Source organism: Paenibacillus rhizoplanae, assembly GCF_042684125.1.
GTDB classification, from domain to species: Bacteria; Bacillota; Bacilli; order Paenibacillales; family Paenibacillaceae; genus Paenibacillus_AQ; species Paenibacillus_AQ rhizoplanae.
The window spans coordinates 66,988-81,757 of sequence record NZ_JBHUKY010000078.1 but is presented as its reverse complement, the minus strand read 5'-3'; the positions used below and the strand labels follow the sequence as shown (position 1 = coordinate 81,757).

Here is a 14,770-nt window from a genome sequence, read left to right as displayed (position 1 = left end):
TGTTGAATGTTCAATATTGCGGCATCTTGGGTACCGCAGACAATAGCTCACGGCTGTATTCATGCTGGGGCCGGACGAAGAATTCATCCTTAGAATTTACCTCGACCAGCTGCCCTTGACGCATCACAGCGACGGTATCACTGACGGCATGAATAACTCCCAGATCATGGGAGATGAACAGCATCGTAAGATTAAGCTCGGCCTGCAGCGTATGGAATAGCTCCAGCACGCTGCGCTGCACCGAGACATCCAGTGCGCTGGTAGGCTCATCGGCGATCAGCAGGCTAGGCTCCACGCTAAGCGCACGGGCAATGGCGATCCGCTGGCGCTGGCCGCCGGAGAATTCATGCGGATATCTGTCCAGAGACTTGGCATCCAGCTGCACCCGGCTAAGCAGCTCCTTACTTCTGCGCTCCACCTGCGAACGTTCTACAATCCGGTGGAACAGCAAGGCTTCAGCCAGAATCTGCCGGACGGTATGCCGGGGATTCAGCGAAGAATCCGGGTTCTGAAAAATCATCTGAATCTGCTTATGCTGTGCCTTGCTCCGCTTCTTCCCTAACGGCTCCGCACCCAGCAGAAGCTGTCCTTCATCCGGGGTGATCAGTCCCGCAATGACCCGGGCCAGCGTAGACTTCCCGGAGCCGGACTCACCGACAAGCCCCAGCGTGGTATGCCGCGCAAGCTCCAGCCGGATCTGATCGAGGGCGGTGAATCCGCCATAACGGACGGTTATATCCTGCACCTGTAATGCTATTTCCATGAGCCCCCGCCTCCTTCCAGCTCCGGCAGAGGGAGCACCGAATCCATTAGCATCTGTGTGTAAGCCTCAGCCGGATGCCGCAGCAGGCTATGTGTCTCGCCTTGCTCAATGATCCGGCCCTGCTTCATTACAACCAGTCTGGAGCAGAGATTGGCGGCAATCGCCAGGTTGTGGGTCACAAAGACCATGGCAAAGCCCAGCTCCTGCTGCAGACTCGTAATCGTATCTATAATCTGGCGCTGAACCGTCACATCCAGCGCGGTGGTCGGCTCATCGCAGAGCAGAATGCCCGGCTTGCAGGCCAGCGCCAGAGCAATGACCACACGCTGACACTGGCCGCCGGAGAGCTGGCCCGGGTAGCGGTCTGTTGTCTTCAGCGAAGCTGGAAGACCGAGCCGTTCAAGCAGCTCCAGGGCAATGCGCCGTGCAGCCTTATGGCTGGTTCTCTGTCTGTAATAAACAACCTCGGTCAGCTGCTTCACTACCGGGCAGAGCGGGTCCAGCGCTCCTCTGGGGTCCTGAAACACCATTGCACTGCTTACCTTGCTGCGGACCGTTCCTCCGGTCTGCTCCACACCGCGCGGAAGCAGGCCGAGAATGGCCCGCAGCGTCAGCGATTTGCCGGAGCCGGACTCGCCGACTAGTCCCAGGCTTTCGCCGCGTTCAAGGGAGAAGCTGACGCTGTTGACCAGGATTTCTGTGGAAGAGGCTGCGAGTGTCAATTTTTCGAGTTCAAGTACAGGTTGTGTGGTCATCCTTTTCTCCTCCAGATATCGGCCAGTCCGTCTCCCAGGAGAGACAACGCAATTCCTGTATACACGACTGCGAAGCCGGGAACCGCCGACAGCCACCAGGCTGTGGTAATGAAGGGTTGTCCGTCTGCGATCATCGTTCCCCAGTCCGGCGTAGGCGGGGCAATCCCGATGCCCAGATAACCCAGCGTAACAATGGCTACCAGGAGTCCGATCATATCCGTCATCAGCACGACAACGGCTTGCGGCAATACATTCGGCAGAAGATGGCGCAGAAGGATGCGGTGTCCGGGCAGACCAAGCGTCTGCGCCGAGGCAATCCATTCCTGCTTACGGAAGGAAGCGCTGAGTCCTCTGACCACACGGGCGAAGACAATCCAGCCTACGAGAATGAAGGTGATGTAGATTCCGCGCTCCCCTGCCCCGCTGGCGAAGGCCACGATAATGACGATCAGATAGAACGGGAAGGCGATAAAAGTGTCCGTGATCAGCGATATGATTCTGTCGGTCCATTTGCCATAGTACCCCGAGATCATGCCCAGCATGACGCCCGTGCAGAACGGAATAATCTCAGCCAGCACCATGATCGTCAGATCTGTCCGGGCGGCATAGACCAATCTGGTGAACAAATCACGGCCAAGCTGGTCGGTACCGAGCCAGTGGGCTGCGGAAGGCGGCTGCAGGAAGGCGCTCAGATTCTGCTCCGTCGGATTATAGGGACTTAAGTAAGGAATGAATATAGCAAGCAGTATAAGTATAGCGAACATAATGATCCCGATCAGTAGTGACGGGGTGTTAAGTACTCTTCGGAGTCCGCTTGCGGGCTTCAGGGTGTCCGGGAGGGTTGTGTCTATCTGTGTAGTATTCATGATTTGCCCTTCGTTCTGGGATCAAGCCACCCGGAGATAATTTCGATCAGCACACTGATGATCACAACAGCCAGTGCACAATAGAGCGCAATCCCCTGAATCACCGGAAAATCCCTATTCGAGATGGAGGTGAACAGCAGGCTGCCGATGCCCTTGATGCCGAAAACCTGCTCCACAACGAGCGTTCCCCCGATCAGGTAGGACACATTCACTCCCAGCAGCATCAAGGTAGGCAATGCCGAATTGCGCAGCACATGCTTGAACAGGATCACTCTGGACGGGATTCCAGCTGCCCGTAGAGTGACAACGAATTCGGATTCAAGCACCTCCAGCATTTGCGCACGCAGCGAGCGGACCAGCGTAGGAATCTGTGAAAAAGCAATCGTGACCGCCGGTAGCACCAGACTATGGAGCGTACCCGACCAGCCCTCGCCAATTCCCCCTACGGGGAACCAGCCCAGCCGCACGCTGAAGAACAAAATGAACAGAATCCCAACCCAGAAGACCGGCATCCCGAGGGTGACCGCTGGAATAATGCGGATCAGATGGTCGAGCAGCTTGTCCTTGTGGGTGGCAGCAACCGTTGCCAGCAGGAGTGCTGTAATGATCGCAAGCCCCGAGGCGATTATAATCAGCAGTAGTGTGACCGGAGCACGCTCTGCAATCAGCTCTCTCGACGAGGTGCCGGCAATAATAGAGTTTCCGGTATCTCCCTGAGTGAAAAGCAGCTTCACGAACCGGGTGAACTGATCCCATAAGGAGAGATCCAGTCCCAGTGTGTGGTGCATATTCTTAAGCGCTTCAGGTGTGCTGTATTCACCGAGAATCATTTTGGCGGGGTCGCCGGGTACAATTCGGATCAGGAAAAAGACCGCCGTCATTACGCAGAGGATAACAAGTAAGGCTCTTACAAGGGCTAAGGCCAGCCACTTGTAAGAACCGTTGTTTCCAGCTGCACCGCTCAGGGTCAGCTTGGATTTCATCATTTAGCTAGTCGGACATCTTCCAGACGGATGCTGCCGTTAGGCAGAACCACAAGTCCGTCTACAGAAGACCGCGCGCCGATCAGGATATCCGGATAGTACAGCGGAATGTAAGGAACTTCATCGGCAAGCGTCTGTAAAAGCTCGGTGTAGATCGTAGCCCGTCCTTCACCATCAGCTGTTTTCTGGCCTTCATACAGCAGCTTGGTTACCTTCTCATTCGTGTAATGCGTCCAGTACGATTTGCTGAAGCCTTCCGGGTCGGTCTGGAACGCCAAGATCGAGTTCGCTTCCGGGGAATCCGCCTGACCGCTGTTCAGCATCGCCGCGAAATCATAAGCGAAAAAGCGTTCGCGGAAGGTAGCCAGCTCCACCGATTCAATCTCAATCTTGATCCCGATCGCCTGGCCGGCGGCCTGGATAATCTGGGCTTCCTGAGCCCGGGTGCTGTTGCCGGAAGCAACCAGCAGCTTGGTGGAGAATCCGTCAGGGAAGGCCGATTTGGCCAGCTCTGCCTTGGCAGCCGCCGGATCGAAGCTCAGTGCCTTGATCTTGTCATTGGCATTGTAAGGGATCGTTGACGGCAGCAGGGAAGTCGCCGTCTGCGCATAGCCGAAGGTCAAGGCCTTGGTCAGGCCGTCACGGTCAAGCGCCAGTGCCAGTGCCCGGCGGACATGCACATCGGAGAAGTGCTTATCCAGTGTGTTGAAGAAGAGCTGTTCAGTCACCCAGCTGCCGTTCGTTACCACTGTTGTGTCTGCACCATCCTTGATCTCGCCCGCATTCTGTAGCGACAGGGCTTCAACTGCATTCACCGCTCCGGCTTTAAGCTGGTTGATCGCCTGACTGTCATCCTGGATCAGCTTATAGACAAGCTTGTCGATATAAGGCTGGCCTTCCTTCCAGTAGTTGGTATTCTTGGTGAAGGTCACATCACCTGCCGGGTCCCATGTCTCGATCACGAACGGCCCGGTGCCTACCGGCTTCTTGAAGAATTCCTCTTCGGTTACTCCGCCGAAGTTATTCGGGAGTATGCCGTTCGAGAAGTTCGACAGCTCCGAGATGAACGGGGTATAGGGTTCTTTTAGCGTGATTACGAGTGTCTTCTCATCCTGTGCCTTCACCGCATCCACCTTGGCCGAGATAGCCAGCGGACCGCCAACCTTCAGATGCCGCTGCAGGGAGAATACCGCATCCTCTGGTGTCACCGGCGTGCCGTTCGAGAACTTCAGGCCGTCACGCAGCACAAACGTATAAGTTAAGCCGTCTTCGCTGATCGTATGCGAGGCTGCAAGCTGATCCGTAATTTCACCCTTGCTGTCAAAAGCAACCAGTGACTCAAACACTTTATCAATCGCAAATGCGTTATTCGATGTTATCTGGTTATGCAGATCAAACGACGTTACGGAAGCCGGGCGGCCATACACGAAGGTGCCTCCAGTTGCAGGCTCTGCTGTGCTTACACTTTCCGTTGCGGCTGGAGCCGTACTTGCCTTAGCCCCATTACTCGAATCCGCAGGATTAGCAGACCCGGAGCAGCCGGCAAGCAGCGATACGAACAATACCGCAAGTGTGCCCAGCCCTGCTGTTTTTCTCATAGAAGCTTTTAAATTAATCACGTGTGATCCACCCTTCCTATAAATCATATATGTTTAGTATGGATTGTATTATGGATCAGACCTTCACTTCTGTCAAACAAAAATTCATCCGGCAATCCGAATTGAATCATAATGTTCCAATGAAGGAAATGTATTCGTTATCATCCGCCCATAATGGCTCTCTGAAGGCTATAATCGTCCAGCTCCAGATCAGGCTCTCTGCCGAGTGCCAGCTTCGCCAGCTGATAACCGATATACGGCCCCATCGTAAGTCCTGAAGCTCCCAGACCATTGGCCGCAAGGACTCCGCTCCACCCGGGAACAGCCCCTATGACCGGCAGAAATCCCGGAGTGAACGGACGGAAGCCGACCCTCACTTCACTATAGGTACCGTCCGCCAGTCCAGGCGCTACTTCCAGTCCCTTAGCCAGAATCTCCTGCATTCCGCCGACGGTCACTCTGGTATTATATCCTTCTATGTCATTCTCATGAGTAGCTCCGATAACAATCTGCTGCCGGGCAAAAGCGAGCAGGTATTGATCGCTTGGCGGAATCACCACCGGCCAGACTTCCGTATCCTTGTGGTCAGATACCTGCAAATGCATGATCTGCCCCTTTTGGTAGCTCACCTTGAAGTCAATACCAAGCGGCCGGAGCACCGGGTTCGCCCATGCGCCTGCACAGATAATCACTTCATCCGCCGGATAATAGTGTCCCCCTGCGTGGACTCCCGTTACCCGGCCCGGTTCAAAGGCAAGCGTAGCGTCTCCGGTAACCATGACCGCGCCCTGCTGCTGTGCAGAATGAAGGAGAGCGTCCCGCAAGGCACGGCCATCCACTCTGGCAGCACCGCTGATATGAACCGAGGCGTATCCTTCTGCCAGCAGCGGGAAACGTTCACGGGTCTGCTGTGCGCTAAGCCGCGTGATGACTCCGATCTCCGGGGCATCTGCCAGCCGCATTCGTGCCCGCTCTTCTATTTTGTCGAGCTTACCTTCATCCGTATGTATACTAAGCGCTCCAACCCTGGCATAACCGGTATGCGCTTCGCCCCCTTCCTTAAGCTGGCTAATCAACTCGGGATAGAACCGCGCCCCCGACTTCGCCAGCCGGTACCAGGCCTGATTGCGCCGCTGCGACAGCCAGGGACAGATAATGCCTGCGGCTGCATCCGTAGCTTGTCCAGGGTCTTGACGGTCTATAATCAGCACCTCTGCGCCCATCACTGCCAGCTGGTAGGCAGCCGATGCCCCGAGAATACCTGCTCCGATCACAATAACTTTCTTCATCTGTACGTCCTTTCTGGATGTGTATACCCCGTTGTGTTAGTGGATAGGGTTCTGTGCAAGGAATTCAAGAATGGTGTCATTCCCTTTGTGAATATGACCATTACCGGACCTTATCGCGCCAGCGTCTCATTCGCACAGCAGGCAGTCGGATGCTGTAGGCACTTGAACGATAGTAACTGCATTTTGTACAATAGATTGCTGTAAAAAAGGCTTCGAAATAGCATCTATTGTATTCCGTACAATTGAATATTGAAAAAAAGCCATTTTTCACCCAAAACACAACATTCCACTGTATGAAATACAATAGAATCTCATTTTAGGGTCAGCTATGCCTTTTCTATTGCAGGAAATACAATCACTTACAGTGTTAAAGCTGATGCTGTACAAATCTCAGCTTACCACAGGTCGTTCCTTAGAAGAAGTAGCCCGCCCCGCTTCCCAGCGCAATAATGCAAAAACCCCCGGAACACCATTCCGGGGGGAAGCACACAAACCTTACAGATTCAGTTCTCTGATCCGCTCCGCAAGCTTAGGGAACACGCGGAGTGCGTTGTTATAAAAGACATCCTCATGATAGTCTTCCGGCACCAGGTGCTTCACGAAGGTAATATAAGCGTCCAGCGGGACCAGCGGCCAGTCTGTGCCGAAAACCAGCCGGTCGTATTTCTCGGCGAACACCAGCGCCCGGCGGAAATGATCGGTATAGGTCTGCTCGGTCAGCAGCCGGTCCACCTTGGCCTGATCGCCGACAATCCAGCCGGACAAATCCGTGTAGAGGTTAGGATTCTTTTCCAGCAGAGCTGCGGTGTCCATAACCCAAGGATCGCCCAGGTGGCAGAGCATAAAGGTAATCTCCCGGTGCTTCAGGAAGGTCTCCTCCATGGACAGCGGGTGGGAATACTTCAACAATCCCTGGTCCGCGTAAGTCAGTCCGCCATGAATGACTACCGGCAGACCGTAGGCCGCAGCCAGCTTGTAGACCGGATCATAGATCTCATCCCCCACATTGAAGTGGTAATACCCGGCGTACAGCTTGATGCCAACGACATCGGAGCGCTGCAGCGATTGCTCCAGTGCTTCGAGCTGCCCCTCCAGATGAAGGGTGAGCGGGTTAATGCCCACGCAGGTGAACAGATTGTCCGGCAGTGTCTCGCTCAGGTCAAGCAGCATAGGATTGAGGGCAGCGGAATCGGGAAAAGCTCCGGCAACCGTCTCGGTCACTCCCATGCCAACTCCGGCAATGACACCGCTGCGGCGGAACTCCTCCAGGAGTCCCTCGCCGGTATAATCGATATGCGCCAAGGTCTGCGCCGTTTCGTGGAAGGCTGCAATATTGGAATAATGCACATGTGCGTCAATGATTTTCATAGAAGCTTCCTTTCTCTGGCTCACTTCTTGAACCGGATCGACAGCAGATCGCCATAGGCCTGCTCAGGTACCTGGAGATCCGAGATCAGATAGAATTGCGGCTTGCTGAACTGCTCCTTGCAATCCTGCAGATGCAGGTACTCCTCCGCATAAGACGTCAACGCGACGGAATTGACCATCAGAGAAGGTGACGGATGCTTAAATGATGTAACTAGTGATAGACGCTGCTCGCGTTCCATGGAACCGACTTGCAGAATCCCGTTATGGCTGGCATCCTCTGCCTGTCCACGGCCTGACTTGTAGGTAAGCTCTTGACCTCTGCTGTTCTTAAGGTACGCTCTGCCATCCTTCATGTCGGAGGCGGCAGTATAGAAGGTTGAGGTCTCAAGCTTCAACGGGCATAGCGGGCCGCCTGTATTCTGCTCCACATGTACCGTAGAGACAAGCACCGGAACGCCCGGCAACAGCATGAAATACTGATGTAGTACGAGTCCTTTGTATTTATCATTCTTCTGAATGGTTACACTCATTCGTATCCCCGACCAGCGGTTCCCCTTGTTATCGGTCAATTCGGCGAAATCAGCCGTTAGCGGCTCCTCCATGAAGCTGCGCAAGGCAATGTCGCCCACACTGGTTACGATTCCGCCTACCCAAGGATTCCACCAGGACTTTGCAATCGGCTGCGGAAAAGAAGATTCAAGCCATTCCTCGCCCTGATGGGCAAGTGAGAACAATCCCGGCGCGAAGTCAGGGCTGGCCTGTATCCGCAGAATGCCGTTGTCCACAGCCAGTACCTGTGCCCCTTCTGCTGTGAGTCTCTCCTGCCGGACACGTTCATCCGCGACCGGCAAGACCAGGAAGGAGTGATCCTGCACATAACTGTCCATATCCAGATGCAGGGTCAGCACATCCGGCGCAGCGCCTGCTGGTACTGTCAGCGGCAGAGCTGCTTCTCTGAGCTTCTCTTCCTCTTGCACCGTTAGCCGGGCTTCCTCCATGCTGCCTGCTTCGGAAGAGATCCGAATTTCACCCGCCAGATAGCTCTTCTTCTGCTCCTGAAGGAGAAGCTTAGCCTCACCGCTTATGAACGGATTTCCGTTATTCAGGCTCAGCTCCAGCTGTTCTGTAGTAGCCAGTTCGTCAGCATTCTTGTTGCCGCTTTGCAGCGCATAGGCCCGGAAATCCTGCCAATTGTTCCAGGTACCCAGAGCGATCCGCAGCGGCGGCGTCTCCTTCCGCCCGCCGGCGGGAATCCGCCCCAGGGAATGCTCTACGGCATGCATCCACGAGTCCTGAATCAGCTTAAGCTCTGACGGCCAGCTAATCCCTCTGGAGAAGCCTTCATCCGCAGCGAACATCCAGTTCTCCGTGAATTCCTGCGCTTCCCAGTAATCCATGCCGGTGGCTTCAGCCCCTGCGCTCAGATCTATATATTTGCCGCGGTAAGGGATGACGCCTCCATGCAGGTTGAAGCGGAAGCCGTCCCTCAGGAACAGTTCTTCCTCCTGAACGGTAGCCAGCGGGTTGTCGATTCTGAAATAACGGGAGACTATACCGTTGCTGAACAGCTTCACAACCATCGTCAGCAGCAAGCCTTCCCGGATACCAACCTCATAAGTAGCCTCAAGCACGATAGCCTCTTGATCCCTCGAGATCTTCACATCCAGCGCCGAGAATTTATTGAATTCATTCGTATACGGCAGTCCAAGCTTCGGATAAGGCAGGTTCATCAGATATTTTCGGTTCTGGAAAAAAGTAAGCCAATGGTTCGTTTTGTTCAGAACGGCGGAATAGCGGCCATTGCTGATAATCCAGTCCTTGTCGGTCGGGCCGCCGAAGACCGTCTCTGCTCCGGTGAAGACCAGGCTCAGCTCCTGTTCCAGTATAGCTGAATCGTCTCCTTCTTCTGCACTGCGGATGCTCACTGTATGGTGCCAAATCCCGTACCCGAGCAGCCGGGCCGCTGCGGTGACGGTTCGCCGGCTCTTGGCCGGAACCTCTACGGTGTAACGCTTTTGACTGAACGACAGAATCTCGTCCTCCGGCAGCTCAAAGCTGAACACGGTGTCTGTGCTGTACTCATTCTCCACCGTTACATCCAGCTCCACCTCTTCACCCGCGAAAAGCGTTCTGTCCGGTACCTGGAGCTTCACCTTGACCGGGAACTTCGGCTTAATGCCCAGCTTGAATACAGCAGGCAGGCCGTTAATGAGCAGTTCTGCCTCGACCACAGGGTGGGTCTGATAGAGATTCTGCTCCTCCTTCACCGGATAGATGAAGAAGCAGCCTTCGATCCGTGCCTCGGATTCGATATCCTGAGCAGCCTCCAGCTCCAAGCGGATTTGCGCATTGCTTTTACCGCTAATCTGGAGCGACAAGGGCTTCCCGCTTTTATTAACGGCTTCATAAATGACAGGGTATTCCGCTCCAAACGGCAGCTCATGCTGCGCAGGAATCGTTACCTGTATCCGGTAATCCTCCGTCTCAATGAGGCGCAGGCCACGGCCGGTCCGCTCATATTCCATTTTCAGCGACAGGCCATCCTTCAGCCATTCATATGTAAAATAGTCAAAGCCGTTTTCCCCATGACCGTCAGGCTCCACCTTGATCTCACGGATGCTGTCGTTATACCAGTCTATCTTCTCGAAATAAGACTTCACCGCTCCGGTCTGAAGCACCGAGGGAATGAAGTTCATCAGGTGAGTCGTATCATCCCGGTTCTCCCAGAAAAAACCGCTTTTCTTATACGTAGGCACCGCCTTGACATTACCGGGCCAAGTATAGAGATCCAGCCGCGGCCAGCCCAGCTTAATCGTCTCTTCAATCGAACGCCTTACCAGCGCCTTGCCCACCTTGCGTCCATGGTAATCCGGTCTCACGTTGAGCAGAGCGATATATAGCGCCCCGGTATCCTCTTTATAGTGAGAGAAGCTGCAGTATCCGATGACCTCTGAGCCGCTTACCGCCAGGAACAACTTGAGCATCGGGCTGTTCTCATGTTCCCGCAGCACGCTTTCCTCTGTCCGGTACGTTCCTTCTCCGCCCCAGCTCTCTGCGCTTCTGTTCCACATCTCGGCAATGGAAGCGGCGTGCCTAGCCGGCACGTATTCTTCAATTACTATATCTTGTAACTCTGGCATTACAGTCATACCTCCTCGTATCGCTATAATTCCTAGCTTCATAGCCTTAAATACTACTTGCAGTATATAACAGAACGAATAGCCACTGTAAGATCCTGTTTGATTATAAAAGAATATTACTTAACTTAAGCGAAGCTTAGCCTCGAACCGATCAGATAACCGATTGAGACAAACAGGAGTGACCAGATAAAGGCACCGGCAAGGGTGACCATTAAGTATTTTCGGAAGGACATGGCGCTAATGCCTGAGATGTAGCTGGTCACATGCCGGATGCCCGGAACGAAATAAGCGATGAATATCGTCCAGTTGCCGAACCGGAAAAACCAGCGTTTGACATAGGCGAACCGTTTGGGCGTCAGGCCTACCCATTTCCCGTACCGGTCCACGACAGGCTGCCCCACTCTGAGACCGATGGTATAGCTGATCAGCATGCCTGTAATCGAACCTATGAAACAGACCAGAACCGAAAGCGAGAAATCCAGTACCATGGTAGAGGATAGATAGCCAACGAACAGCGTCAGCAGCTCATCGGGAACGGGAAGTCCGACAAGCCCCAGCGCCAGCAGCGCGAATATAGCTATATAACCGTATTGTGAGATCATCTCGATGACCCATGGCATGAACAATCACTTCCTGTTAACGAATTTTTTGAACGAAGGGAACGGAACCCTGCTTATCATCAGTATAGACAACAGTCCCATAATTAAAATGAGCATTTCCGGCTTCAGCCGTTCACCTATAAGTGTGGTCATCGACAGAAGCAATCCGGCTGCCGTAATCGGCATGCCCACAAAGCCCTTGGAGGGAGCCGAGATATTGAATCTGGCCAGCCGCAGCGCCCCGCAGATCAGGAATGCGACCGCAGCCACAGGTCCGACCCACTGCACGTTCTCCAGCCGGTATAACAGAATAAGAAAGACGGGAGCGATGCCAAAAGAAATAATATCCGCCAAAGAGTCCAATTGTTTGCCGAAATCACTGGTGCAATGCAGCATCCGGGCGAGCAGTCCGTCCATGACATCGCATATCGCAGCCAGCAGTATCATTAATAAAGCAAGATCATAACGTTCTTCAATCGTGAATAGCAGGGAAATTGATCCGAAGCCCAGGTTTCCCAGTGTGCACATTGAAGGCAGCCAGCTCCATTTCATGCTGTTCACTCCTTTCCTTACAAGTTAGTAATGGGACGGCTCAGCCTCCAAAGGTTACACTAAAACAGACGCCGTCCGTGGTGTTCATCACTGCATACCGGCAGCCATGCATATCTAAAATCTGCTTCGCAATGGATAATCCGAGTCCGGTCCCGCCCGTCAGACGGCTGCGTGAAGCCTCGATCCGGTAGAACCGCTCCCAGATATGCGCCAGCTGATCCTCGGGGATTCGCTCCCCTTTGTTGTGTATGGTGAACAAAAGCTTCTTGGGCTGGCTCTCCAGCCTAACGGTTATGGTACTGCCCTCTTCAGCATGACGGATCGCGTTGGTCAGCAGATTGCTGAGCACCTGTTCAATCCATGTAGCATCCGCATATACAGGCAATTCATTCGCCGGAATAATGACCACATCCAGCTGCTTATTCTGGAGGGAATGCACCAGTTTGCCCGTAACCTTCTCCGTCATTTCGCTCAGCATGAAGGAGCTTTTGCGCAGCTTGATCGTACCGGACTCCAGCCGGGCCAGGTCCAGCATATCTTTTACCAGGAACTCCATCTTGTCGGCCTCTTCGATAATGACCTTGATGTAATGATCCTGCTTGCCGGCGCTCACCCCGTCCTCCAGCCCTTCGGCGAAGCCCTTGATAATACTAAGCGGCGTCTTCAGCTCATGGGAGGCACTGGCAAAAAAGTCCTGCTGCATCTGCTCCAGCTTCTTCTTCTGTTCCATCTCCTCCACCAGCTGCTGATTCGTCTCCCGAAGCTCACCCAGTGCAGTGTCCAGACTTTGGGACAAGGTGAACATACTTCTGGACAGGTTGCCCAGCTCATCCTTCTGGCGGATGGAGGCATGGCCGGTGAAATCGAGCGCCACCATCCGTTTGGCTGTATTATTGAGCTTGATTAAGGGCCGGGTCACCATCTTGGAATAGAACAGCGACAGGACCAGAATCAGCACGAACCCGCCAAGCCCCAGGTATAAAAAGAACCAGCGCAGCGCTTCATTGGAATCCTTAACGTCCTGCAATGAGGTGACCGAGAACAACAGCTCTATCTCCCCGCTTGCCTGCTTAACGGGCAGAATCATCACGGAGTTGCGGATACCGCTCCAGGGCGCCGTCCACTCTTCCTTGACCAAATTCAGATTACCCAGGCTCTCCAGCTGACCCGAATTTAAAGGAAACCAGTCCTCTATGGCCTCGAAAAGAATACCCTGGCGCGGATTCCATATTTTCAGATCCGGCAGGACCAGCTCTGTGATCGTTCCGGTAATGCTTGTGTTGTCCAGTTCCCCCTCCTCGCCTACTGGAGGTAACCCCTGTTTGGTAATCGTGAGCGGGAAGAACTGATTGCTGAGGTCATTCTCGCCAGTGACAAGCTCTCCCTGGATAGTAACCTGATCATTTTCTTGCAAATGGGCCGAGCGGAGCATATCCCCGAACTGATTCATGAACAGGGACATGGGGATCACCTGCGTCTGGCCTTTCTCGTCGATCAGCTTCATGCGGAACGGATCTTCGGACTTCATCCGGCCATCCAGCTTCAGAATCACCAATTGTGTCTTATTGCGCAGCATGAACCGCACCAGCTCGCGGGAAGTCCGGGTTCTGCCCCAGGCTTCTTTGGTGTAGCTTGTCCCGAAGCTCTTAAGATGCTTCTCCACACGGGTCTCCTTCTGCGTCTGGTAGAAGCGGTCGAACAGCAGGAACTGGCTGAGGATTACCATCCCGTAGAAACAGACGAAGAAGATCACGGTCATCACGAACAGCTTGAAGGTAATTCCCCATCTTTTCATTCTTCGTCCTCGAATCTGTAGCCGGTTCCAATGACCGTACGGATGTGGCGGGATTCATATCCCAGCTTACTGCGCAGTTTCTTGATGTGGCTGTCCACGACCCGGGAGTCCCCCTCGAATTCAATTCCCCAGACCCGGCTGAGGATGGTGTCCCGCGAGATCACATGGCCCTTGTTGCGGATCAGCAGCCACAGGAGATCATATTCCTTCGGGGTCAGCTCGACATCGGCGCCTTCCACCTCTAGACGGTGTGCCATGGTATTAAAGATAGCCGAGCCGAACCTGACCACGCTGGATTCAGGCTGATGTGCACCTTCGACCCGTTTCATCAGGGCCGCAGCCCGGGCTACCAGCACCTTGGGACTGAAGGGCTTGGTCACATAATCATCGGCGCCCAGCTCGAAGCCGTGTATTTTGTCGTCATCGGCGGATTTGGCGGTCAGCAGGATAATCGGGGTTGCCGATTTCTTGCGGATCTCCTGGCATACCTGAAATCCGTCCATTTTGGGCATCATAATATCCAGAATCAACAGATCTGGCCCAAGCGAATCGAACCACAGGAGCGCGTCCTGCCCATTAGCGGCTTCGCGCACCTCCCAGCCGTCCTGTATGAAGTAATCCGACACCAGCTCACGGATACGCAGCTCGTCTTCGACAAGCAGTAGCTTTTTCTTCAATATACTCCCTGCTTTCAACCCGTTTATACCTCTCAGCATAGTCGAGTGTTATGTCCTTTATGTGTCCTGGTGTGAAATTAGCTGATAATTAAGTGGAAAGTGTGTTCTGAAAACCACATGCTGGAGTAGGCGATTAGTTAGCGCTCGGGTGAACGCTACGCAAACGGAACGTTGTTACAATCGCTGTTGTGTCCAGATTTTTATTATTTTTACCTAATCGGTGAAAATCCGGACACAAAGGCGAACGCTCCGCTTTTCCACAATCGTTCCGCCCGCTCCGCTGTTTGAGTGTTGGGTGTGAGTGGACCTAAAACATACTGATACTGAAAGAGAACGTGGTCCCACTGTGCACAAATCTGAAAGAGAAAGTTGCCTCACCGAACGC

12 protein-coding genes are annotated in these 14,770 nt (G+C 53.8%); all 12 read right to left on the bottom strand.

The genetic code is table 11. The features are described 5' to 3' along the window. Positions 1-10: 10 nt before the first annotated feature. Positions 11-763 carry an ABC transporter ATP-binding protein gene (locus ACFSX3_RS28940; protein WP_209990440.1) on the bottom strand — a complete coding sequence of 251 codons (753 nt, stop codon included), beginning with the start codon at positions 761-763 and terminating at the stop codon, positions 11-13. After that, entirely contained in the window at positions 754-1,518 is a 765-nt protein-coding gene (locus tag ACFSX3_RS28935; RefSeq protein ID WP_209990436.1) for an ABC transporter ATP-binding protein, read from the bottom strand. Before ACFSX3_RS28935 ends, ACFSX3_RS28940 begins: the two co-directional genes overlap by 10 nt. Next, the gene (locus ACFSX3_RS28930) at positions 1,515-2,384 is read right to left on the bottom strand and encodes an ABC transporter permease (protein ID WP_209990433.1); all 870 of its coding nucleotides are present in this window, start codon (positions 2,382-2,384) and stop codon (positions 1,515-1,517) included. The genes ACFSX3_RS28935 and ACFSX3_RS28930 overlap by 4 nt, the downstream gene beginning before the upstream one ends. Further along, on the bottom strand, positions 2,381-3,370 hold the full coding sequence (locus ACFSX3_RS28925) for an ABC transporter permease (RefSeq protein ID WP_379313595.1): 990 nt from the start codon (positions 3,368-3,370) through the stop codon (positions 2,381-2,383). The genes ACFSX3_RS28930 and ACFSX3_RS28925 overlap by 4 nt, the downstream gene beginning before the upstream one ends. Continuing rightward, the gene (locus ACFSX3_RS28920) at positions 3,367-4,986 is read right to left on the bottom strand and encodes an ABC transporter substrate-binding protein (protein ID WP_209990430.1); all 1,620 of its coding nucleotides are present in this window, start codon (positions 4,984-4,986) and stop codon (positions 3,367-3,369) included. Before ACFSX3_RS28920 ends, ACFSX3_RS28925 begins: the two co-directional genes overlap by 4 nt. A 140-nt stretch (positions 4,987-5,126) precedes the next feature. After that, the gene (locus ACFSX3_RS28915; protein WP_209990427.1) at positions 5,127-6,254 is read right to left on the bottom strand and encodes an NAD(P)/FAD-dependent oxidoreductase; all 1,128 of its coding nucleotides are present in this window, start codon (positions 6,252-6,254) and stop codon (positions 5,127-5,129) included. Positions 6,255-6,749: 495 nt separating this feature from the next. Beyond that, positions 6,750-7,622: an amidohydrolase family protein gene (locus ACFSX3_RS28910; protein ID WP_209990425.1), complete on the bottom strand. Its 873-nt coding sequence runs from the start codon at positions 7,620-7,622 to the stop codon at positions 6,750-6,752. A gap of 20 nt (positions 7,623-7,642) precedes the next feature. After that, the gene (locus ACFSX3_RS28905; protein ID WP_209990420.1) at positions 7,643-10,762 is read right to left on the bottom strand and encodes a GNAT family N-acetyltransferase; all 3,120 of its coding nucleotides are present in this window, start codon (positions 10,760-10,762) and stop codon (positions 7,643-7,645) included. 125 nt (positions 10,763-10,887) lie between these two features. Next, the gene (locus tag ACFSX3_RS28900) at positions 10,888-11,382 is read right to left on the bottom strand and encodes a DedA family protein (protein ID WP_209990417.1); all 495 of its coding nucleotides are present in this window, start codon (positions 11,380-11,382) and stop codon (positions 10,888-10,890) included. Positions 11,383-11,388: 6 nt separating this feature from the next. After that, the gene (pssA, locus tag ACFSX3_RS28895) at positions 11,389-11,913 is read right to left on the bottom strand and encodes a CDP-diacylglycerol--serine O-phosphatidyltransferase (RefSeq protein ID WP_209990414.1); all 525 of its coding nucleotides are present in this window, start codon (positions 11,911-11,913) and stop codon (positions 11,389-11,391) included. 40 nt (positions 11,914-11,953) lie between these two features. Then, positions 11,954-13,708 carry a sensor histidine kinase gene (locus tag ACFSX3_RS28890; RefSeq protein ID WP_209990412.1) on the bottom strand — a complete coding sequence of 585 codons (1,755 nt, stop codon included), beginning with the start codon at positions 13,706-13,708 and terminating at the stop codon, positions 11,954-11,956. After that, a complete protein-coding gene (locus ACFSX3_RS28885) occupies positions 13,705-14,385 on the bottom strand; it encodes a response regulator transcription factor (protein ID WP_209990409.1) in 681 nt (226 codons plus the stop codon). Before ACFSX3_RS28885 ends, ACFSX3_RS28890 begins: the two co-directional genes overlap by 4 nt. Positions 14,386-14,770 lie beyond the last annotated feature (385 nt).

What these genes read in the sequence shown, in the direction of transcription:
- ACFSX3_RS28935 (WP_209990436.1), bottom strand. Translation starts at nt 1,518, where the DNA reads ATGACCACACAACCTGTACTTGAACTCGAAAAATTGACACTCGCAGCC.
- ACFSX3_RS28925 (WP_379313595.1), bottom strand. Translation starts at nt 3,370, where the DNA reads ATGATGAAATCCAAGCTGACCCTGAGCGGTGCAGCTGGAAACAACGGT.
- pssA (WP_209990414.1), bottom strand. Translation starts at nt 11,913, where the DNA reads ATGAAATGGAGCTGGCTGCCTTCAATGTGCACACTGGGAAACCTGGGC.
- ACFSX3_RS28930 (WP_209990433.1), bottom strand. Translation starts at nt 2,384, where the DNA reads ATGAATACTACACAGATAGACACAACCCTCCCGGACACCCTGAAGCCC.
- ACFSX3_RS28940 (WP_209990440.1), bottom strand. Translation starts at nt 763, where the DNA reads ATGGAAATAGCATTACAGGTGCAGGATATAACCGTCCGTTATGGCGGA.
- ACFSX3_RS28900 (WP_209990417.1), bottom strand. Translation starts at nt 11,382, where the DNA reads ATGCCATGGGTCATCGAGATGATCTCACAATACGGTTATATAGCTATA.
- ACFSX3_RS28905 (WP_209990420.1), bottom strand. Translation starts at nt 10,762, where the DNA reads ATGCCAGAGTTACAAGATATAGTAATTGAAGAATACGTGCCGGCTAGG.
- ACFSX3_RS28910 (WP_209990425.1), bottom strand. Translation starts at nt 7,622, where the DNA reads ATGAAAATCATTGACGCACATGTGCATTATTCCAATATTGCAGCCTTC.
- ACFSX3_RS28890 (WP_209990412.1), bottom strand. Translation starts at nt 13,708, where the DNA reads ATGAAAAGATGGGGAATTACCTTCAAGCTGTTCGTGATGACCGTGATC.
- ACFSX3_RS28915 (WP_209990427.1), bottom strand. Translation starts at nt 6,254, where the DNA reads ATGAAGAAAGTTATTGTGATCGGAGCAGGTATTCTCGGGGCATCGGCT.